This window comes from Cellvibrio sp. OA-2007 (assembly GCF_000953825.1).
In the GTDB taxonomy this organism is placed as follows: domain Bacteria; phylum Pseudomonadota; class Gammaproteobacteria; order Pseudomonadales; family Cellvibrionaceae; genus Cellvibrio.
The window spans coordinates 205062-226286 of sequence record NZ_BBUL01000094.1 but is presented as its reverse complement, the minus strand read 5'-3'; the positions used below and the strand labels follow the sequence as shown (position 1 = coordinate 226286).

Annotated in this window: 16 protein-coding genes; 8 read left to right on the top strand and 8 right to left on the bottom strand. The window is 50.3% G+C overall.

Annotated elements, in window-relative coordinates; translation table 11 throughout:
- The first annotated feature begins 55 nt into the window (after positions 1 to 55).
- Genes AWU77_RS15605 through purU form a run of 3 tightly spaced genes read left to right on the top strand, consistent with a single transcriptional unit; the run spans position 56 to position 1464 of the window.
- Positions 56 to 310: a type II toxin-antitoxin system Phd/YefM family antitoxin gene (locus AWU77_RS15605; protein ID WP_062065242.1), complete on the top strand. Its 255-nt coding sequence runs from the start codon at positions 56 to 58 to the stop codon at positions 308 to 310.
- Complete coding sequence (locus tag AWU77_RS15600; protein WP_062065239.1) at positions 307 to 561, top strand: Txe/YoeB family addiction module toxin; 255 nt, start codon at positions 307 to 309, stop codon at positions 559 to 561. Before AWU77_RS15605 ends, AWU77_RS15600 begins: the two co-directional genes overlap by 4 nt.
- 42 nt (positions 562 to 603) lie before the next feature.
- Positions 604 to 1464, top strand: a complete 861-nt coding sequence (gene purU / locus AWU77_RS15595) for a formyltetrahydrofolate deformylase (RefSeq protein ID WP_062065234.1) — start codon at positions 604 to 606, stop codon at positions 1462 to 1464.
- Between the two features lie 91 nt (positions 1465 to 1555).
- Here the strand turns inward: purU and AWU77_RS15590 are convergent, their stop codons facing one another.
- The 5 genes from AWU77_RS15590 to AWU77_RS15570 all read right to left on the bottom strand — a co-directional run bounded on the left by AWU77_RS15590 (position 1556) and on the right by AWU77_RS15570 (position 6391).
- On the bottom strand, positions 1556 to 2728 hold the full coding sequence (locus AWU77_RS15590) for an MFS transporter (RefSeq protein WP_062065231.1): 1173 nt from the start codon (positions 2726 to 2728) through the stop codon (positions 1556 to 1558).
- 172 nt (positions 2729 to 2900) lie between these two features.
- Positions 2901 to 3485, bottom strand: a complete 585-nt coding sequence (locus AWU77_RS15585; protein ID WP_062065228.1) for a membrane integrity-associated transporter subunit PqiC — start codon at positions 3483 to 3485, stop codon at positions 2901 to 2903.
- A 1-nt stretch (position 3486) separates the two neighbouring features.
- Positions 3487 to 4491 carry an MlaD family protein gene (locus AWU77_RS15580; protein ID WP_062065225.1) on the bottom strand — a complete coding sequence of 335 codons (1005 nt, stop codon included), beginning with the start codon at positions 4489 to 4491 and terminating at the stop codon, positions 3487 to 3489.
- Positions 4491 to 5258, bottom strand: coding sequence for an ABC transporter ATP-binding protein (locus AWU77_RS15575; RefSeq protein ID WP_062065222.1), 768 nt, complete (start codon positions 5256 to 5258; stop codon positions 4491 to 4493). The genes AWU77_RS15580 and AWU77_RS15575 overlap by 1 nt, the downstream gene beginning before the upstream one ends.
- A gap of 2 nt (positions 5259 to 5260) precedes the next feature.
- Positions 5261 to 6391 carry an ABC transporter permease gene (locus AWU77_RS15570; RefSeq protein WP_062065219.1) on the bottom strand — a complete coding sequence of 377 codons (1131 nt, stop codon included), beginning with the start codon at positions 6389 to 6391 and terminating at the stop codon, positions 5261 to 5263.
- A gap of 163 nt (positions 6392 to 6554) precedes the next feature.
- On the opposite strand from AWU77_RS15570, the gene AWU77_RS15565 reads away from it, so the two are divergent.
- Positions 6555 to 6923 carry a DUF6164 family protein gene (locus tag AWU77_RS15565; protein ID WP_062065297.1) on the top strand — a complete coding sequence of 123 codons (369 nt, stop codon included), beginning with the start codon at positions 6555 to 6557 and terminating at the stop codon, positions 6921 to 6923.
- A gap of 109 nt (positions 6924 to 7032) precedes the next feature.
- Here AWU77_RS15565 and AWU77_RS15560 read toward each other — a convergent pair whose 3' ends face one another.
- Positions 7033 to 7887, bottom strand: coding sequence for a 6-carboxytetrahydropterin synthase (locus AWU77_RS15560; protein ID WP_062065216.1), 855 nt, complete (start codon positions 7885 to 7887; stop codon positions 7033 to 7035).
- 262 nt (positions 7888 to 8149) lie between these two features.
- Here AWU77_RS15560 and AWU77_RS15555 point away from each other — a divergent pair, with 262 nt between their 5' ends.
- The 4 genes from AWU77_RS15555 to AWU77_RS15540 all read left to right on the top strand — a co-directional run bounded on the left by AWU77_RS15555 (position 8150) and on the right by AWU77_RS15540 (position 16000).
- Complete coding sequence (locus AWU77_RS15555) at positions 8150 to 8704, top strand: YfiR family protein (RefSeq protein ID WP_193747549.1); 555 nt, start codon at positions 8150 to 8152, stop codon at positions 8702 to 8704.
- Between the two features lies 1 nt (position 8705).
- The gene (locus tag AWU77_RS15550; protein ID WP_062065209.1) at positions 8706 to 11417 is read left to right on the top strand and encodes a response regulator; all 2712 of its coding nucleotides are present in this window, start codon (positions 8706 to 8708) and stop codon (positions 11415 to 11417) included.
- The gene (locus AWU77_RS15545; protein WP_062065206.1) at positions 11414 to 13873 is read left to right on the top strand and encodes an EAL domain-containing protein; all 2460 of its coding nucleotides are present in this window, start codon (positions 11414 to 11416) and stop codon (positions 13871 to 13873) included. Before AWU77_RS15550 ends, AWU77_RS15545 begins: the two co-directional genes overlap by 4 nt.
- 132 nt (positions 13874 to 14005) lie before the next feature.
- The gene (locus tag AWU77_RS15540) at positions 14006 to 16000 is read left to right on the top strand and encodes a TonB-dependent siderophore receptor (RefSeq protein ID WP_193747548.1); all 1995 of its coding nucleotides are present in this window, start codon (positions 14006 to 14008) and stop codon (positions 15998 to 16000) included.
- A 48-nt stretch (positions 16001 to 16048) separates the two neighbouring features.
- Here the strand turns inward: AWU77_RS15540 and AWU77_RS15535 are convergent, their stop codons facing one another.
- Positions 16049 to 18430, bottom strand: a complete 2382-nt coding sequence (locus AWU77_RS15535; protein WP_062065200.1) for a TonB-dependent siderophore receptor — start codon at positions 18428 to 18430, stop codon at positions 16049 to 16051.
- A 146-nt stretch (positions 18431 to 18576) separates the two neighbouring features.
- Positions 18577 to 20997: a 5-methyltetrahydropteroyltriglutamate--homocysteine S-methyltransferase gene (gene metE / locus AWU77_RS15530; protein ID WP_062065198.1), complete on the bottom strand. Its 2421-nt coding sequence runs from the start codon at positions 20995 to 20997 to the stop codon at positions 18577 to 18579.
- Positions 20998 to 21225 lie beyond the last annotated feature (228 nt).

The following is a 21225-nucleotide window of genomic DNA, read 5'->3' as shown; positions in this document are numbered from 1 at the left end:
TACAGAAATAAGTACAGGTAGGATGAGACCTTTATTGTCCTCGGGAAGATGACCTATGGATACCATGAGTTACACCGCGTTTCGCAATGATCTGGCTAGTGTGCTGGACAAGGTGAATGATGATCATAAGCCGGTGCTGATTACCCGTCAGAATGGCAAACCAGCGGTGGTGATTAGTCTGGAGGATTTTCAGGCTTACGAAGAAACCGCGTATTTGATGGCTAGCCCGAAAAATGCCGCGCGATTGAATGATGCAATTAACCAGGTTGCCGCAGGGAAGGCAACTAAGCGGGGGTTGATCGAGGAATGATGTTGGCGTGGGCGGATAATGCCTGGGAAGATTATCTTTACTGGCAGCAAACGAATAGCAAAACACTGAAGCGCATCAATACCCTGATCAAAGAAATTCAAACACAACCTTTCATCGGCATAGGTGACCCTGAACCACTAAAGCATCATTGGTCAGATTATTGGTCGCGGCGCATTGATCGCGAGCACCGGCTGGTTTATCGCGTTGAAAAAGAAATGATTTTTGTGGTGCAATGCTGCTATCACCATTGATAAATGCATTTTTTAAATTGAATTAGATAAAGAGTAAATCACATGTCTGCTGTTAAGGAAATCGTTTTAACCTTTAGTTGTCAGGATTCCAAAGGCTTGGTGGCCGCTGTTGCCACATTATTTGCAACCTTGGGTTTTAACATCAAAGAGTCTTCGCAGTTTGAAGATGTGCAAAGCAACCGCTTTTTTATGCGTACCGTATTTGAGTGCCCGAGTGGTTATAACCTAGGGCAAATTCGCTCGCTGTTTAAACCGCTGGGTGAACAATACCAAATGGATTGGGATATTTTTGACAGTGGCAGCAAACCGCGTGTGTTGATTGCAGTTTCCCAATGGGGGCATTGCTTAAACGCGCTGCTTAACAGTTGGAAAAATGGTTCGCTGCCGATTGATATTGTCGGTGTGGTATCTAACCACAATGTTATGCGCGATCTCACCGAATGGTATCAATTGCCCTTTCACTATTTGCCAATCACTGCCGACACCAAAGCAGAACAAGAGGCGCAACTCTGGCAATTGATGCAGGATTTACAGGCGGATTTTTTAGTGCTCGCGCGCTATATGCAAATTCTCTCTGACGATTTGTGTAAAAAGTTAAATGGCCGTGCGATTAATATTCACCATTCATTTTTACCGGGTTTTAAAGGTGCAAAACCTTATCACCAAGCCTTTGAGCGCGGGGTTAAACTGATCGGCGCTACAGCACACTTTGTCACTGCCGATTTGGATGAAGGCCCGATTATCGAACAATCTGTCGAGCGTGTATCGCACATCAATTCGCCCGATGATATGGCCGAAATTGGCCGCGATATTGAAGCGGTAGTACTAAACCGCGCCGTGCGCTGGCACGCGGAGCATCGGGTGTTGTTGAATGGCACTAAGACGGTAGTGTTTTCACGATAGGCAAAAATCTGATCACGAAAATCAGTAAAAAAGGCGCGAAGGTAAGTGATTACCTTCGCGCCTTTTTTGTTGGAATAAAAATTTGATTAAGTTATGTGCTCGTCGCCTTTTTCGCCGACACCGCCAACGCCAATAAGCCCAGCGCAACAATGCCAAACGATACATTCAAACTGCTTTGCTCTGCGATAAAACCAATCACCGCTGGCCCCGCCAATAATCCCGCGTAACCCATGCTGACTACAGCCGCAATCGCCAAGCCCATCGGCATGGACGTTTGATTGCCAGCGGCGGTAAATAATACCGGCACTATATTGGACGCGCCAACACCGACCAGCGTAAAACCGATAAATGCAGCGGCGGTAAAAGGGATAAACACTACCAACAAAAAACCGAGTGCAGCGCAAAGCCCGCCCCAAAAAATTACGCGGGTGCCGCCGAGGGTGTTGACGATTTTGTCGCCGGTGAAGCGGCCAATGGTCATGGCGACGGAGAAACAGGCGAAACCCAAACCGGCGTAAATTGGATCTATACCACGCAAGGTATTGAGGAATACCGCGCTCCAATCCAGCACTGCACCTTCGGCGAGGAAGGCGACAAAACAGAGTGCGCCGATGAGTAATACCTTGCCGCGCGGTATTACAAAAAACGGTTCGCGTCCGCCGCTGTTATTGTCTAAAGGCGATTTGGGTAATAAATCCTTTGCGCTGTAGACCAACATCAGCAATAACACGGCAGTGAGGCAGAGCAGGGCGTGAAAGGGCGATAAACCTAGCCACATAAGCCCACTCATCACCACTGCGCCAAAGATCCCGCCCAGACTGTAAAAACCGTGGAAGCCCGACATCATCGCGCGGCCACTGGCTTTTTCGACGATCACGGCTTGCATGTTCATGGCCACGTCGGTGGCGCCGAGCATCATGCCGAACACCAGCAGGTTTATGGCCATGATGGGAAGGCTTGGGGAAACGGCGAGGCACATCAAACTTACACACATAAGTAACAAACTGACGGTGATTATTCGGCGGCAGCCGTACCGGTTTACCAGCGGCCCGGTCACGGGCATCGCCAGCAGCGAGCCGACGCCAAAACACAGAATCAATAAACCGAGGGTGGATTCGCCAATCGCCAGCCGTGTTTTAACAAACGGAATCAGTGGCGCCCAGGCAGACATGGCAAGGCCGGTGATCAAAAAAGCAAAACGAGTGGATATTTGTGTTTTGCTAGCGTGTGCAGCCTGAGGGAGAGATAAATCAGTAACAGCCATAAAAATTCGTCAGACTAGGAAATAAAGGGCGCATAGGGGGTTAGTCAGATAAAACGCGCGCACTATACCAATCCCCATGGCGCGCTGAGGTGAGGAATTGTAAAGCGCTGCTGGGCGCTGATTGTGTGGGTAAGTGATCTAGTGCAAGCAGCGGTGTTTTCTGGAGGTGAATTCACATGGGCAACTGAGAATGCTGTTGTAGCGCATTATTGATTGCATCCGCCAAGGTGACTAAAAGCGCGCTATAAGCCTGTGCTATATCGCTGGGCGAACCGTTGCAATCATGCGTGTTAACGTAATGATGTTGGCTCACCGTTTTTTTTGCGCTGTTATCGATAAGTTTCCAACTGGCGTTAATGACGGCTTTGCCGTTGATGACTTGTAGTTCGTGGATGTGTAAACGAATGCTAAATTTGGGCGCGCTATCCTGACGCCAGGGAAACATTTCGATGGCGCGGCTTGGGTCTTGGTTCATCAGGTTGATCGCCAACACGCGGATGATGCCTTTTTGTAAGGGTTCACCCCAATAGGCGTTTTCGGTCAGTTGCAAACTGTTTTCGCTGTTATTCACCTGCAGTTGTGAACGCTGTAAATAATCCGCAACCACAATCGGCCCCAATCCAACTGAGTGTGTTATCGCCGTTGCTTGTGTGTTGCTGTTTGTTGCGCTCAATAGATAAAACTGTTTGCGCGGTGAGTGCTGGCAGCCCAACAGCAGGCTCGTGGTGATAATGGTGAGAATGAATGTGCGTATCATATTATTCGTCCTTATCGGTTAGCTGTTTGCCGCGCAATAGCGCTTCGGGCTGTTGATCGAGTGTTTCACTGAGCGAGCGAAAGGCTTGTGCGGATTGGCTTATATCAACCAGGGTTTCGTTGAGTTGATAGAGCAGTGGCGAGTCTTCTGAAAAACTATGGTGGATGCTATTAGTTGCTTTATCCAACTCATCCAAACTTTTTTGTACTCGCACCATAGTGGCTTTTAATTCACCGGCGACTGCCGGTGTTTGTTGATTGAGATTGGCAAGCAGCTGGCGCAGTTCGCTGTTGGTTTTGTCCAGATTTTTGCTGAGCCTGCTCACATCTTGCCCCGCTTGTGAAAAGGTATCGGCAGCGGTTTGAACACTGCTTAAGGTGTCTTCTATCGCGCCGCTTGCTGCGACTGCTGCTAACCGCGAAGTTAGTTTTTCAAGGTTTTTGGCTATACCTTTAAGGTTCAGTTCTTGTAAGTTTTTGGTGATTTCTTCAAACCCGGTGCCCACGGTGGGCAGTTCCAGTGAATCATCTTTGGCGCCGTATAACAGGGTTGATGTGCCGGGAAAAAAATCCAACTCCACATACAGCAGGCCGGTAAGAAAACTTTGGAAATTTAATTGCGCGCGCAGGCCTTTGTTAATCGCCTCTTCAAAAAACTCGCGTTTTACTTCTGTACCTTTGCGGCTGATATGTTTTAACGCCAGTTCACCAGTCACGGCAGTGAGTACATTGCCCTTGTTGGTGGTTTGCTCGTTATTGTCAAAGTTGATTTGAATGTCGGTTATCTCGCCAATAATCACGCCTTTTAATTTGATGGGTGCGCCAATTTGCAGCCCTTGTACTGATCCCTCAAAATACATGATGACACGCTCTTTTTGCGCAAACATATTGCCGCCAGAAAAAAATATCAGCGCAAAAAATATCAATGTTAAAGCGCCGACAATAAACGCACCTATCGCCAGGGCTTTGTTGTTTTTACTTTTTTTGGATTTCAGGTTTTTATTCATTATCGCTCCGTTTCCGCGGTTCCGGCGCGGCTTAAAAACTGCCGCACTTTTTCTTGTGGGCTGTGGTGTAACAAGTGTTTTGGGTCGCCCGCATCCAACATGGTTTTTGCTTGTGCATCGAGAAATACACAATTGGTGCCAATGGATAAAATACTGGGCAGCTCATGGGAGACGATGATGACCGTGGAGTCCAAGGCTTTACAGATCTGCACAATTAATTGGTCGAGCCGCAGGGAGCTGATGGGGTCTAGCCCGGCGGAGGGCTCATCAAAAAATAACAATTCCGGGTCGAGTGCAATGGCGCGGGCAAGGCCAGCGCGTTTATGCATGCCGCCACTGACTTCAGCGGGATAAAAGGTTTCGTATCCAGCCAAGCCGACTAAGGCTAATTTGTAGGCGACAGTTTCGGCGATTTGTTTTTCCGATAAATCGGTATACAACTGTAAGGGCAGGGCGACATTTTCGGCGAGGGTCATGCTGGAAAACAGCGCGCCAGACTGATAAGTGATGCCCCAGTTTTGTAACAGCGTTAATTGGGTTTCATCGTCTGAGTCATAGTAGTTGACGCCTTCGTAAAGAATTTCACCTTTGCTCGGCGCGATCAAACCAATCATATGTTTCAGCAGTGTGGTTTTGCCGCAGCCGCTGCCGCCAATCACAAAAAAAATATCATTTTTATGAATATCAAAATTCAAACCCTGTTGTACTACGCGATCGCCGTAGCCAATGCTGAGGTCGCGTACGCTAATAAAGGGCGTAGTACTCATCGTTAAATTCCCAGCTTGTCGTAAAGAATATTGAAGGCGGCATCGGCTACGACTAAATAGACAATGGCGCGCACCACGGCGTTAGTGGCGGCCATGCCCACCGCATCGGAATTGCGGCCGCAGTCTATGCCCGCTTGGCAACCGGCAACCGCAATCAAAATTCCAAAGAACACACTTTTGATAAGGCCTGTGGCTATGTCTGCCCAATCCACCGCGCCTTGGGTTTGCAAAATATATTGGCTGAAGTTCACATCCATTCCGGTGGCGACCAACGCGCCGCCCAACATGCCGACTACGTCGGCGTAAACGCATAGCAGCGGCATAATAAATACCAGTGCCAACAAACGCGGCAGCACCAAAAATTCCATGGTAGACACCCCCATAGTTTTGAGTGCGTCAATTTCTTCATTAACTTGCATGGTGCCTAATTGTGCGGCGTAAGCGGCGCCGGTGCGGCCCGCCATAATGACGGCGGTCATCAGCGCGCCCATCTCGCGCACCATGCCCAGCGCCACCAAATCAGCCACATACACTTGCGCGCCCAGTTGGCGCAATTGCACTGAGCCTAAATACGCGAGAATCATGCCGACTAGCAGTGCAATCAAGGTGACAATTGCGAGGGCGCGTGGGCCGACTTGGTCGATAAAAAATAAAATATCTTGGGTGCGGGTTTTGGCATCGCCGCGCAGCCATTTGCCCAGTGCGAAGCTGGCATCGCCGATAAAAATAAGCGTGCGTGCCAGCCCTTGCCATTGGCTGTTCGCGGTTTTATACACACGAATTAAAAAATGTTCGCGCGCGTTACTGCTACTGGGTTGATAAGCGGGAATGGCGGTGGCGAGCCCGAGCAATTGTTGCAATGTGTCGGGCAGTTGTTGGGTGTCGAGTTCGATATGCTGTTGTTCGCACCAGTGGGTCAATTGCAGCAATGCACTGGCTAGGCTGGAGTCCCATTCGCCGAGTTCATCTGTGTCCACAACGAGTGTTTTGCAGTTTTCAGGTACGGCGGCGCAGAGGCTTTCGCCGTCGGGGCTATCGCCCAATTGCCAGTCGCCACTGAGCCGGAGTTTTGCGGCTGCGGGTTGAGGTTCCGTGTTATCAACGGCTTCGATGCGAAAATGCAAAACATCCATCCTTTATTTTTCAAGCAAACTATAGGGGGCAGCATAATACAAATCGGCAAGTTTAGGGCGCAGCATGCGGTGCCTCTATGCAGAGCAATTCTCCGCTGCTTGCGGTGCCCAACACTGTTATCCTGCGCGCTTAACACTGTTTTCAACAAGATTACCGGACATTATGGCCAGATTATTATTCAAACTCGCGCAAGTACCCGATGACGAAGCTGCTGAGATTCGCGCGCTACTGCACGAACATCACATTCAATTTTACGAAACCGATGCCGGATTTTTTCGCGTGGGTTTGGATGCAATTTGGCTGGCGGATGGTACGCAAGAAGAGCGGGCGCGCGAACTGATTAAGGAGTATCAAACAGAGCGTGTTATTCGCCAGCAACAAAATTATGCGCAGTTGGTGGAAGCGGGGCAGGTGCCCAGTGTTTGGCAACTCTTTTGTGCGCGGCCGATTCGGTTTATTGCGTCGGCACTGGCGATTATATTTGTTGTGGGCTTAACGCTCATTCCGTTTGTGATGCTGCTCAAAATCTAAAACAAGCAATTCATCGTCACTCCCGCGTGCGGGAGTCCAGCTTTTTATTTTATGTGATGCTAAGTTTTATGGATCCCCGCTAGCGGGGATGACTGCGTTGAAGGGTTTATCAAGCTTCGGCAATCGCGCCTTTGTTAATGCCTTCGTAGGCTTTCACGCGAATAACAGCATCAGGGTGATCCTGTTTGGTTGTTTGCGCTATATGATGGGCGATAAATTCGACCGTGGTCTCGGTATCGATTAAATAGCAGCAGCGCTGCGGCAGGGTGATCGCAAACGGCCCCTGTTCCGCCTCGTAATTAAATTGGTAATAGCTCACGCCACCATGTTCTGGTTGGCCAGTTAAATCTTCCCGTGTGCCCAAGTAGATATCCTTCCAAGCATCAGCCCAATGTTGTTCCAGTGCGGGCGATTTTTGACCGTTGGCCCAGATATCAATACGCGAGCGGTGACCGTGGGCGATACGTTGGCAATTGCCCAAGTGTTTTTTCAAACCGTGGCTGTAGTGGTAGTAGGCGGCACCGTCCATTGCCTCCAGCGTGAAGGTCAACTCCAGACGCGCTACGCTCATGGGAAATTGTTGTTTGAGCTGGGTGATACACCAAGCGGCAATGCTCTCTGGGGTGAGCACTTCGGCATCGACCAGGGCGATGGCATCGCGCGGGGAGCGGGTGCTGAGAAATTCGCCCTCGCTGCCAAATTGCCAGTTGATGTGCAGGAACTCACCCTCTTCTTCAATGCGGATATTGGGTGAGTGCACCGGCACCGCCAAGCGGTGATCTAATTCAGTATCCAGCCAGTGGCGCATGACTTTTTTAACCGTGCCGAAATCGCACACCATGCCTTGTTCATCTAACTCGCCGTGCAATTGCACATTGGCCAGCCAGGTTTCCCCCAACAAGCCGCGCTGCGGATCGAGGAAACTGAAATCGACATTGGTGAGGTTATCGACAAACAACAACATAAAAGCGCCATTCAGGTTAGGTCAACGAGGGAGGGCATGATATCACTTGGGGTCGGTTGCGTGTTCAGCGCTGCTGTTTTTTCCATGCACATGATTTCATACACTTTTTCGCTAAGTTTTAAACTCTGGGCTATTCTCAAGGCACTGATTTATTAACGGCGCGATTCTGTTTCTCTATTTGGGTTCTGTTGACCATAGCCGCAAGGGTTTGGTTTGGCTGATAACACGCATGAGGCGTGCATCAGGGGGAGGTTGCTTGGTTGTGGGACAAGTGAAGTTGGCTGGCAAATTAATGCTGCAATGGGGGGTAGGCATACTTCTCTGCGTGCATTGTTTGGTCGCGTCAGCTCAGGCATCGGAGGCGGGTTTACGAGTAGCGTTTGTTTATAATTTCCTCAAATTTATCGAGTGGCCTGCGTCGGGCAGTAAGCACTTCAGGCTATGTGCGCTAAATGCGCAGGATGTAACCCGTCAGTCATTAGCGCAGCTGGATGATAAACAGTACCAACAGCGGCGTATTCAGGTTGTTCATATCGATTCCTCCAGCGATGTATCACTGCAGCTCGACACTTGTCAGTTGCTGTATGTCCCTTATTCCGGGGCAGATTTTCAATTGCCTGAATCTTTTCCAGCAGGTGTGTTATTGATTGTTGATGAGGCAGATGCGAATGATGCAAGGGTGGGCATATCACTCCAGCGCACCGCCGATAATCGCATCGAGTTTGTGATCAACGAGAAGGCCATTCAGCACGCGGGAGTCAAAGTGAGCAGTCAACTGCTTAAGTTGGCGAAGAAGCGTAAAGAGGGGGTGCGTTAAGATGAAAAAAGCATCTCTTGCGCGCAAGATTAGTTTACTGGCGATGCTATTAACCAGCATCGCAGTATTGGGTGCTGCGCTGGCGAGTACTTGGCAGCAGTACAACTACATTACCCATCAGGTAAAAAACCAACTGCAAATTCTGGCGGAGGCCACGGCGCTTAATTTAGCTGCGCCGAGCATGTTTATCGACCCCAACGCGGCGCAACAAACCCTCGCTGCGCTGCGGGTAGAGTCCAAGGTATTGGCTGCGCGCCTGCGGCTTAAGGATGATCAGTTACTTGCCCAGTACAAGATACCGCAACAGAAACCTGCTTCCAGCGATGAGCAAATCATCGCCAAAGTGTTTTGGGAGGGGGAACATCTCGGCCAGTTGGAATTAGATGTCACCCTCGCCCCGCTGCGCAGCCAGTTTTACGGGCAGGTGATTTGGGTTTTGGTGATTGCTCTGGTGGCACTGCTGGTCTGCGGCATATTGACCTGGGCGTTAATTTCGTCCGTTTTACGCCCCTTGGGCAACCTCAGCGAATTAGCGCAGAAAATTGGCCGCGAGGGGCGTTATCAGGAGCGAGCCCCCGAACCTGCGGTGCGTGATGAGGTTGGCCAATTAACGAATCGCTTCAACGCTATGTTAGATCGTATCGAGGCGCAGGATACCGAGCTGCGCCTTAATCAGGAATTGTTGGAGCAGCGTGTTTTTGCGCGCACCATCGAGCTGGAAACTGCACGGGAACAAGCAGAGGCCGGCAGCAGAGCCAAGAGTGAGTTTCTTGCGGTCATGAGCCATGAAATCCGCACGCCGCTCAACGGTATCATGGGCATGACGGGTCTGTTGATGGACACCGAGCTAGATGCCAAGCAAAAACGCTTCGCCCGCGTTGCCCGGCGTTCCAGTGAAGATTTATTGCTCATCATTAACGACATTCTCGACTTCTCCAAAATCGAAGCAGGCAAGTTGGAGCTGGAATATCGCCCGTTCCAATTAAATTTGTTGGTTGAAGATATTGCCGAGCGCTACGCGCCTATCGCCCAGGGGAAACAGTTGGAGTTACTGTGCAAAACGCCTTTGCCGCCTATGTCGGTGGTTGGGGATTCGGCGCGCTTGGGGCAAATTCTTACCAACTTGCTGAGTAACGCGATCAAATTCACCGAAACCGGTGAAGTGGAGATCGATGTGCAATTGTTGGCTGAACAGGATGGTTTGGTGCAGTTGGAATTTGGGGTGCGCGATAGCGGTATAGGCATTAGCCCGGAGCAGCAGATTCGCCTGTTCCAATCCTTTACCCAAGCAGATTCTTCCATGGCGCGCAAATATGGCGGCACGGGTTTGGGGCTGACCATCTCCCAGCGTTTAGCGCAGTTGATGGGTGGCGAAATCCAGCTGCACAGCGAAGCGGGTAAGGGGAGCTATTTCCATTTTCAATTGACGCTGCAAAAGGTCAATGATCCGCGCGATTATCAATTGGTCACCGGTTTTGGCGAGCTGCACACTCTGGTGGTAGACGACAATCCAACCAATCGCGAAATTCTTGAGTACTGGCTGAAATCCTGGGGTATGGCGCCAGTGATGGCATCATCCGCTCCCCAAGCCTTGAGCCTGCTCCAGCAACACGCGCAGGATGGCACTCCGTTTGAATTGATGCTGACTGATTGGTGCATGCCTGAAATGGACGGCGGTCAATTGCTGGATGCGATGGCGGCCGATGCGCGCTTTAAGAATCTGGCCGTTATTGTACTTAGCTCTGCTGGCATGGCCGCACGCCCCGAAGTGTCCGAGCGGGCGCCGCTACTGCTGAAACCAGTGCGTCAATCGGAGCTGCATAATCTGATTGCACAGGTAATTGCCGGTGATCTAACCCGTAAATATTATGCGCATGAACCTGTATCTGGTGAGCTTGCAAGTGCTAACAAATTAGTGGGACGGGTGCTTCTGGCGGAGGACAATCCGGTCAACCAAGAGGTGGCAAATGCCATGTTACAGCGCCTTGGGGTTAGTTTGAAAATCGCTAACAACGGTCAGGAGGCGGTTGATTTACTTCAAGTAGAACAATTTGATGTGGTGTTGATGGACTGTCAAATGCCGGTTATGGATGGTTTTGAGGCAACTGCCAGTATTCGCCAGCGCGAAGCTGAATTGGGCTTGCCCGCAGTGCCTATAGTTGCGCTGACTGCCAATGCGATCAGTGGGGATCGCGAACACTGCTTGGCGCAGGGTATGGATGATTACCTCAGTAAACCTTTCTCTCAGGAGCAACTGCATGAACTGCTGGCGCGCTGGTTGCCGGAGCCTAATCCGCAGGTTGAGTCGTCTGCTCCGGTGGTTAGCAATACAACAACCGCAATCCCCCCTCAAGTCAGTGCGCCAGTAGAGATCGATCAGCAAGTTATTCGCCAACTGCGCGAACTGCGTGAAGGTTTATTGCCCCGTATTATCGATTTATTCCGCACCAGTAGCCCGCCATTGCTTGCCCAACTTGAATTGGCTGTCGCCCAGCGCGATGCCGACCTGTTATACAAAACAGCACATAACTTCAAAAACAGTGCCGCCAATCTGGGTCTATTAGAGTTGGCATCTGCCTGTCGCGACTGTGAAGCACAAGCGCGCCAAGGCAATGTGGAGCGTGCAGAGCAACAGTTGCAAAGCATCCAAACACTTTACGGTTTATCTCTGCAGGGGTTGGCTGAGCTGGAGCGAGGGGAGCAAAGCAAGTGAAAGAATATGAATCTACCAGTATTGCTTTGCCGGAAGCGGGTGCTGGTGCCTGGGTATTAGTTGTCGAAGATGATGAAGCTGCACGCCTGACCACCAGCATTACACTGGAGCGGGCTGGATATCAGGTAATGGAAGCCGCCGACTGCGCCAGTGCCCGCCGCTGTTTTGCTGAGCGCAAACCGGATATTGTTCTGTTGGATGTGCTCTTACCCGATGGTGATGGCTATAGTCTCTGCCGTGAGTTTTTAGCGCAGCCGCGCGGGCGCGGTTTACCCATTGCAATGGTAACGGGGTTGGATGATATAGATTCTATCCATCAGGCCTATGAATCCGGCGCGACCGATTTCATCACCAAACCCGTTAGCTGGGGCACCTTACCTTACCGCATCCAATTCATTCTGCGCGCCAAACAGGCGCTTAACGACGCCAGTATCAGCGAGGGCAAAACCCGTGCGTTACTGGCCGGTATCCCCGACATTATTTTGCGTATCGATCGCGATGGGCATGTGATTGATATGCAAGTCGGTGCCTATGTAAATGAGATGGAAGAGTGGGTTATTTACGACCCGGCTACAGGTGATGGCCATTTACCCGGCCCGGTATACCGTATTTTGGCACCGCAAATCCGCCGGGTTTTTGCTGGTAAGGGTGAGCAGTTAGTAGAGTTTGACTGGTCGCAATCCCAACAGCGGCTGCGCACTTGGGAAGCGCGCCTAATACTGCGCGAGCAGGACGAAGTAGTGATGGTGGTTCGCGATATTACCCTGCGCAAACAACAGGAGGCCGAGCTGCGGTTGTGGGGCAAAGTATTTGAAGGCAGCAACGAGGCAATTCTAATTACCGATGCGCAATTGAATATTATCCTGGTCAACAAAACCTATGAAAAAATAACCGGCTATACCGAGGGTGAAGTGCTGGGGGTCGATACCGCCGCCGTGGGAACGCGTTTACATTCGCACAGTTTTTTTCGCAACCTGGTACACATCCTCAAAGAGCGTGGTCACTGGCAAGGGGAATTGATTAACAAACGCAAAAATGGCGAGAAGTTTCCCACTTGGTATTCAATTAGTCAGGTGCTCAATGAAGATGGCCAACCGGAAAATTACATTGCTATTTTTAGCGATATTTCCGAGCGCAAAAAATCCCGTGAGCGGATTGATTTTCTCGCGCATCACGACAGCTTGACCGAATTACCTAATCGCGCACTGCTGAATGATCGTTTGGATATGGCAATCAACACCGCTAAACGGCGCGGCGAAAAAGTGGGCATTTTATTTATCGATCTCGATCGCTTCAAAAACATTAACGACTCCCTTGGGCATGCTGCGGGCGACCAAATTTTGCGCCAGACAGCTGCGCGTTTGAGCGCTGCAGTCCGCACCGACGACACAGTTGCGCGCTTGGGTGGCGATGAGTTTGTCATCTTGCTGCCGCGCGTGCGCGATGAGCGCAGTTTGGTAGAAGTGGCGATTAAGCTGCGCGAAGAATTGTTGGTGCCTTACACCCTCGAAGATATGCCATTGCACCTGAGTCCGAGCATCGGCATTGCGGTCTATCCAGAAGATGGCGACACCCCCAACACGCTGATAAAAAATGCCGATGCAGCAATGTATTTGGCGAAAGAAAAAGGGCGCAACAATTACCAGTTCTACACCCCGGTGCTCAATGCGCGCACGCTGGATCGGTTGAAGCTGGAATATGACCTGCGTTCGGCCCTGGAACAGGGGCAATTTGAGCTGCATTATCAGCCGCAAATTGTCGCAGGCAGTAAAACACTGTACGGCGCAGAGGCTTTGGTACGCTGGCGTCATCCTGAGCGTGGGCTGGTTCCACCCAATCATTTTATTCCGCTAGCAGAAGAGATCGGGCTGATTATTCCGCTGGGTGCATGGGTTATTGCCGAGGCGGCGCGGCAGGTCAATTTGTGGCATCAGGCCGGGCTAACTCATATGGTGGTGAGTGTGAACATCTCCGCTCTGCAATTTCATCAAGCGGGCTTTTTAGCAGAGGTGCAAGGGTTGCTGGCAGCTGCAGGCACCAAGCCCAGCTCATTGGAGTTAGAGCTAACGGAATCCATGCTGATGAGTGATATGGAGGTCTCAATTCAGGTGCTGCAAGCCTTCCGCGATCAGGGTTACCGCATTGCAATTGATGACTTTGGTACCGGTTTTTCCTGCCTGAATTATCTGCGTCGCCTGCCAGCCAATATCCTCAAAATTGATCAATCCTTTGTGCGCGATATGCAGACCGATAGCGCTTCGCTGGCGATCGTTAGTTCCATTATTCGCCTCGCCGATTCGCTGGGTATGGATACCATCGCCGAAGGGGTTGAAACCGCCGAAGAATTAGCGCTACTGGAGCAGCAAGGTTGTCGCTTGATGCAGGGCTATCACTTCTCAAAACCGCTGCCGCCAGAACAGTTTGAAGTTTGGATACAGCAATGGGTGGGGGGGTAATGGCAGTGTCTATTGGCTAGCAAGTCTGGCTGGTCGTTATGTGTTTCATCAACTAGTCTTGATGACACAGAGGGAGAAGTTGGAATGATCACTTGGAACATTGGTTACCTGTGTCAGCTGCGATCCCTGGTTATGGGAGCAGCTCTCTTTTGTCTGCTTGTCAGCCCCAGCCGCGCGGATGATCTCGCCTATCTCGATCTAACGCTCGAACAACTACTGGATGTGCCCGTCACAGGTTCCACCCTCAGGGCAGAATCACTCAAAACCGTTCCCGCCGCCGTTTCTATTTTCACCCATGAGCAAATTGAGCGCTTGGGGGTGGATTATCTCTACGAGTTACTCAATCTGGTTCCCGGGTTTCAATTTAACCGCAACGCTGGTAGCGGGGTGGCTTATACCTATAGCGCCAGAGGGCGGCGCTTAACCCAGCAATCGCTAGAGGTGTTGTTATTAATTGATGGTCATGTGGTGAATGACCCTCGCGCTGGCAGCCCCGATATCACCTTGCCACTTTATCCACTGGCGCGGGTAGAGCGCTTGGAGATTATTCGCGGCCCAGGTTCTGCTATTTACGGGAGCTCAGCATTTAACGGCGTTATCAACATTGTTACCCGCAAGCAGCAAAAAAGCATTGCCGTGGGCTATGGCTCCCAGCAGCGGCGGCAGTTGGAAAGTTTATGGTCAGGAGGTGCGGGGGATTGGGCGCTGGATGGGTTTATTCATGCCTATCAAGATAAAGGGGATGAATATCGGGTGGCAGATAGCTTTACCAGACTGCCGCTGGCAACCCGTGACCCGCGTCAACAGCTGGCTGCTGATCTGGCTATTAGTCGGGCTGAAACCAACATCAATCTCTCCTATAGCCGCACCGAGACTGACGATTTTTACCTCTCGGACAATACCGGTAATAACTTCAATGCCAATGAGCGTGAGCTGTTGCATTTGGCCTTGGATCAAGGGTTTAACTGGCTGCCCAATACCCAGTCAAAGCTAGCCGTGAGTTATCAGCAATTTATTTATGACTTCAGGCTATACCTCACTGGGCCGGGGGCATTGGCACGAGTGAGCAGCCCCAACAGTGCGGACCCCTTCAAGGGCGATGCACGGTTAGCCGGTGATAGTTGGCGCCTTACCTTGAGCAATGATTGGTCGATTGATACCGACTCCAGCGCGCAGTGGGGCTTGCAGTGGGCGCGGCATGAAGAGACGAACGCGAGTGCGCGCACCAATTTTGATTTGGCACAACTGACCCAAGGCCAGTTTCCCATTCGCTATTACGGCGATGAAGGCAAGGTGTTTCCGTTGGGTACGGAAGATTCACAAGATAACATTGGTATTTATGCCCAATACCTGCGCAACCTACGCCCCAGCACTCGTTTAACTCTGGGCGGGCGCTATGACGATTACCCCGATATCACCAGCCGTTTTAGCCCGCGTTTAGGGTTAGTTGAGCAGCTTAACCAAACCTACAGTTTGAAGCTGTTATACGGTGAGGCGTTTCGCGCACCCACGCTAACTGAAACGGGTTTGCTGAATAATCCGCTGCTATTCGGCAACCCGGATCTAACCCATGAAATTGTGAAAACCTGGGATCTCATCCTGATGGGCAATTGGCAATCTACCAGCCTTAGCCTGGGGCTTTTTCAAAATCGCTATGAAAAACCGATTGAGACTGCATTTTCAGGCAATGCTCGCACCTATGAAAATGGTGCCAGAGAGCAGAGCCAAGGGCTGGAGTTGGAGTGGATGCAGGAACTGTCGGACGCTTGGTCATTGCGTACCAGTTATACCCGCATGGATTTGCCCGATAGTGCATTTCGGGAGGCTGAGCAGTTGGGCGCAATAGAAATTAATTATTCAGCTGAACGGTGGAACTGGAATCTCACCGGTTTTTATCAAGCTGAGCGTGAGACATTAGTCACCAATACCCGTCAGCAAACGTTAGATAGTTTTTGGGTATTCAATAGTAAATGGCGCTATGAATTTAATTCGCGCTATGAGCTGAGTCTGCACATCAAAAACCTCACCAATGAGGATTACGCAACGCCCTCACAGGGTTTGGCTAAGCCAGATGGTATCCCCAATCGTGGGCGGGAATTGATGGCAGAGGTGCAATGGCGGTTTTAACGTTTCCCGTTTGTTTGATTAGTTTGCCACCCAATTATTTGTAACCCATCAAAAATTAACTAGTAGCGACAAACTATAGGCTTGCGGTTTTTCTAAATATTCTAAGCGCTCGGGGTAGTATCGGCTTGAACCGGTACTGACGTTATAGCGCTTGCTGGAATTGAACAGGTTTTCCGCGCTGAGTTTAACCAGCACATCCGTATCCTGATTAAAGGCCCACAAATAGGTGATGGAGGCATTCAGGTTGTAATCCATGCCAAATGCATCTTCTTGATCAAGTAAATACCGCTCGCGCTCAAACTCGGCTTTTTGTTGCGCAAAGACGGCTTGGTTGGCAGGCGAGAGTGTGTTGGTATCAAACGAATCATAGGCGCGCTGATACATTTCCATCTCGTCATAGGAACCATCAAAATCCCAATTGATTTGGGCATTGAGGTGAAATTTCAGGCGATTATTGAGAAACGAATGAGTGTATAAAAACTTGGTGATATTCGTCGGCCAGTTATTCAAACCTTCGCCATAGCTCTCAAGCAGGATTGGGACTCTGCCAGATGTGTTGTAGTAGTAGTCGGCAAAGGAGATGTTATTGCGTGCATTGCCTGTTTTTAAGGCAGGGTTCATGGTTACATCGAGCGGGTCGAGATAGGTGTGATTGACACTCAAGGTGACTTGATTTTTTTTATAGGTAGCGTCGAGTTCAAGCCCAAATAACTCCATTTCACTTAAGAGTTCGAGCCTTTCCCCGGTGTAGCCAACTGCGCTGATCTCGTTGTAATAAGCGCGTAAGTTCAGAACTATGCTTTGCAGGCTGGTATTGGTGAAAGACAGCTCCAAGCTGTCGAGCGTTTCATTTTTTGAATTATCACCGTTTTTATCACTTAAATATTGCGCGCGTAGGGGCATCATACGTTGGGCGCGCTGCAGGGTGCTGACCAAGGTATTATTGCTGTTGAAGTTAGATACCAGCGACAGGCGAGGTGAATACATTTGTTTTGCTACATCAGAGAAATCAAGACGGTGGGCGTAAACCAACTTGTGTGTGTCGGGCAATAAATAGTTAGCTTCGAGCAATTGTGAATGGGTGTGAAAATCCAAGCCATCCCCAACGGGTTCCAACCGGTTACGATTTGGTCTGCCACTCAAGGATGAATTTTTTAAATAAACGCTGGTGTTCGCGTCACTGATGATGTCTACGCCTTCTTTGATCCACAGGTAATCATCGCTTTTGCCCCAGGGGGCGCCCACTGCAATGGCAGAATATTCATAGCCAATAACACTGTTAAATACGTCGCTGTGCTGTTGGTCGTACATAAAAACGGCGCGTAGGCGATCTTGGGCAAACGCATAATCTCTAATGTTGTTGCTGCTATCCATGTCGAATTGGCGGTTGCTGAAGTCGTAGCGAATGTACTCTTGCGAATCCAGTGTTAAGGATGAGGAGAACGACGATATATCGGAGATGGGCAAGTTATATTCAGCAGACATTGCCAAACTGCGCGTCTGAAGGCCGCGGCCATTAATAAGTGCAATCGGATCGCCTGCTTCATCTAGGCTGTAAACCTTTTCTCTAAACGACCGTGTCTGCCCCGATTGGGTGTAGCGCAGCCAGGTTTTAATGCTCTCACCAATGTCCACACCTAAATGCGCTTTGATTTGTGGGCGGCCAAAGGTGTCGGCCAAATAATCCTGCGGCCCCGCATTTGCTATGGTGCCTTTGCCGATATAGCGAATATCCGAAGGCTCTGCCGGGGCCATGGTGCGGTAATCCGGATTGTTCAGACCATCGCTGGTGCGATAAGAGACAAACCCATATACCCCTAATTGATCATCGCGCTTGTTGTATTGCAGATTAATGCCGTCGCTGCGATAAGTATCGTTGCGTGCAACTCCCACGGAAAGCGTTGGCTTGTCGGTACTGGCGGTTTTGGTGATGATATTGATAACACCGGCTACCGCACCGGTTCCATAAGTCACCGAGCCTGGGCCACGAATGACCTCTACTCGCTCTATATCCCCCAGCTCCCATTGATCGATTTCGGTAATCACACCTTCATACACATAGTTGGTGATATTTCTACCGTTAATCAGTAGCAGTAACTTGTAATTCTCCGCCGCGATTTGCCCGCGCAAACCGATCTTATCGCCTTCTGAGTGGGTCATTAACAGTAGGCCGGGTACATGTTGCTCAAGCAGGTTGGCTAGGTTTTTCGCACCGGAAAGACCAATTTCTTGTTTATCGATAATAGTTATGCCCGCAGCGGATTCTTTTTCTGCTGCCTCGATCAAGCTGCCTGTATTTATTTTTATGTTTAAAAGGTCTTTCAAGGACAGGGCGAAATAATCATCATCTGTGCCAGAGGCTAGTGCGGTATTCGCACCAAGACCAATGAGCGTGTAAAGGGTAAAAATGCGGGGTAATTTTTTTTTCATCTGGTCATGTGGTGGTTTTATTGTGGGGTTATCTACTCAGTATTGAGCACCTACGACCATCGCGCAAATTAAAACCCTGAACCAATGAAAAAAACGCTGAGTTGGTTGAAAAGCGCTCATCCTTGAGCGGTGTCTAGTTGTGGAGGTTAGGCCAATTCTTGTTCCAGATCGAGGACGTTTGAACGATTCGCCTCACTGCGTAAGACCTTTGCCGCTGCCACCATGCGCGCTAAGGCGGCTTCAGTTTCCGGCCAGCGGCGGGTTTTTAAGCCGCAGTCCGGGTTTACCCACAAACGCTCTGCCGGAATTTCGCGCGCTGCGCGTTTGAGCAAGTTCACCATGGTGTTAACTTCCGGAATGTTGGGCGAGTGAATATCATAAACGCCGGGGCCAATATCATTGGGGTAATGAAATTGTTCAAACGCCTGTAGTAATTCGCCATCGGAACGGGAGGTTTCAATAGTGATTACATCCGCATCCAAATCGGCAATCGCTTGAATAATGTCATTGAATTCCGAGTAACACATGTGTGTGTGAATTTGGGTTTCATCCTGCACGCCGCTGGCGGCAATACGAAAGGCGTTGACTGCCCAGGCTAAATAATCTTTGCGATCTTTTTCGCGCAGCGGTAAACCTTCGCGAATGGCGGGCTCATCAATTTGGATGACTTGAATACCTGCTGTTTCCAAATCGACTACTTCATCGCGCAGCGCCAGGGCAATTTGCAATGCGGTGGTGGCGCGCGGTTGGTCGTCGCGCACAAAAGACCAGAACAACATAGTAATCGGGCCAGTGAGCATGCCTTTTACCGGCTTTTTGCTGAGCGATTGGGCATAGCGCGCCCAACTCACCGTCATGGGGGTGGGGCGCGATACATCGCCAAAAATAATCGGTGGTTTTACGCAGCGCGAACCATAACTTTGCACCCAGCCAAATTGGGTAAAGGCATAGCCGTTTAATTGCTCACCAAAATATTCCACCATGTCATTGCGCTCGGCTTCGCCGTGCACGAGCACATCAATATCCAGTTGTTCCTGTTTGGCGATGCAGTCCGCAATTTCCTGACGGATGCGGTTGTCATACTCCACCGCGTTAATTTTTCCCTGTTTAAATTCACTGCGGGTTTGGCGGATATAGTCGGTTTGCGGAAATGAGCCAATGGTGGTGGTAGGGAAAGCCGGTAGTTGTAACAGCGCTTGTTGTTTAACGATGCGTTCAGCAAATACCGATTGGCGCTGTGCCTGCTCTGGTTTAATGGCTTTTAAACGTGTTTGCACTTCCGGGTTGTGAATTTTGCTGGAGCTCAAACGTGCTTGTGCCGCCGCATTGCTGGCCGCTAATGCCTCTTGTGCTATGGCGTCAAAGGGGCGCGTCAGCAGGGTTTTTAAGGTGACTACTTCCTGCACTTTTTGTTTGGCAAAGGCAAACCAGCTTTTAATATCCTGCGGTAATTTTTCTTCGCGTTCCAAATTAACTGGCGAGTGCAATAGCGAGCAGGAAGGTGCAATCCACAAACGATCACCCAAACGTTCCTGTGCTTGTTTTAATACCGCAAGCGACTTTTCCAAATCATTGCGCCAAATGTTGCGACCATCAACAACACCGACCGACACAATTTTATGTGCAGGTAAACGGTCGATCACACTGATCAATTGCTCCGGTGCGCGCACCGCATCGATATGCAAACCGGCCACGGGTAAATTTACGGCGGTTGATAAATTATCGCCGAGTGCGCCGAAATAAGTGGCGAGCAACAGTTTTAATTTCGGGTGCTGCAAACGGTTGTAAACCGACTCAAAGGCGCGCTGCCATTTTGCGGGTAAGTCCAGCACCAAAATCGGCTCATCAATTTGCACCCAGCTCGCGCCAGTGGCGGCCAATGCGGTCAATAGTTGTTGATAGGCGGGCAGGAGTTTTTCCAGCAAATCAAAGCGATCAAACTCTGTGCCTTTTTCTTTGCCAAGGTACAAATAGCTCAGCGGCCCGAGAATAACCGGCTTAACTTTATAGCCCAAGGCGATGGCTTCGGCAGTTTCATCAATAATTTGGGTCCAGCTCAGCTGAAAGGTTTGGCCCAAGTGAAATTCCGGCACCAGATAGTGATAGTTGGTATCGAACCACTTGGTCATATCCGATGCCGTCGTGGCATTACCGGTTGGCGCGCGGCCACGGGCGACGCGGAAGAGGGTGTCTAGATCTATATCGGTACAAGCTGTAGTCGCAAACTCACGCACTGGGTAATCGCGCTGTGGGCAGCAGGCGAGATCGTCATGGTGGCTGTGCCCCTTTGCTGCCGCCGCCGTTTTGCGATGGCGCGCCGGAATATTGCCCAGCGTAGCCGAGAGGGTCAGCACCTGGTCATACCAGGCAAAATCCCCGGTGGGAATTAAATCCAAACCCGCATCGGCCTGTAATTGCCAGTGGGCTTTGCGCAGTTCGCGGCCAGTTTGCTCAAGCTGCGCTTGGTCTATCTCCCCGCGCCAATAGGCCTCTTGCGCTTTTTTTAGTTCGCGGTCGCCGCCGATGCGGGGGAAACCCAGGTTGTGTGTGGTGATGTTTTGGCTCATGTGAAATTACCTTTTTCGATTCATTTGGACAGTAGAGCCATTGTTCCGCAGGGCTTAATATGAATCAAACTGGTAATTTTCAGTTTAAACATGAATTTTATTAATGTATTGTTGGTGGGTTGCTGGTGAGGAACGAACCGCAACACGACTGTTTACCCAGCTGGGGCGACTTGTATTCAATGGTTTATTTTGCCTTTTGGTTTACGGGGCAAGATGGACATGTTGCGG

Coding starts and splice junctions, on each gene's coding strand:
- AWU77_RS15550 (WP_062065209.1), top strand. CDS start 8,706: ATGAAAAAAGCATCTCTTGCGCGCAAGATTAGTTTACTGGCGATGCTA.
- AWU77_RS15600 (WP_062065239.1), top strand. CDS start 307: ATGATGTTGGCGTGGGCGGATAATGCCTGGGAAGATTATCTTTACTGG.
- AWU77_RS15575 (WP_062065222.1), bottom strand. CDS start 5,258: ATGAGTACTACGCCCTTTATTAGCGTACGCGACCTCAGCATTGGCTAC.
- AWU77_RS15585 (WP_062065228.1), bottom strand. CDS start 3,485: ATGATACGCACATTCATTCTCACCATTATCACCACGAGCCTGCTGTTG.
- metE (WP_062065198.1), bottom strand. CDS start 20,997: ATGAGCCAAAACATCACCACACACAACCTGGGTTTCCCCCGCATCGGC.
- AWU77_RS15570 (WP_062065219.1), bottom strand. CDS start 6,391: ATGGATGTTTTGCATTTTCGCATCGAAGCCGTTGATAACACGGAACCT.
- AWU77_RS15535 (WP_062065200.1), bottom strand. CDS start 18,430: ATGAAAAAAAAATTACCCCGCATTTTTACCCTTTACACGCTCATTGGT.
- AWU77_RS15580 (WP_062065225.1), bottom strand. CDS start 4,491: ATGAATAAAAACCTGAAATCCAAAAAAAGTAAAAACAACAAAGCCCTG.
- AWU77_RS15605 (WP_062065242.1), top strand. CDS start 56: ATGGATACCATGAGTTACACCGCGTTTCGCAATGATCTGGCTAGTGTG.
- AWU77_RS15540 (WP_193747548.1), top strand. CDS start 14,006: ATGGGAGCAGCTCTCTTTTGTCTGCTTGTCAGCCCCAGCCGCGCGGAT.
- AWU77_RS15560 (WP_062065216.1), bottom strand. CDS start 7,887: ATGTTGTTGTTTGTCGATAACCTCACCAATGTCGATTTCAGTTTCCTC.
- purU (WP_062065234.1), top strand. CDS start 604: ATGTCTGCTGTTAAGGAAATCGTTTTAACCTTTAGTTGTCAGGATTCC.
- AWU77_RS15590 (WP_062065231.1), bottom strand. CDS start 2,728: ATGGCTGTTACTGATTTATCTCTCCCTCAGGCTGCACACGCTAGCAAA.
- AWU77_RS15565 (WP_062065297.1), top strand. CDS start 6,555: ATGGCCAGATTATTATTCAAACTCGCGCAAGTACCCGATGACGAAGCT.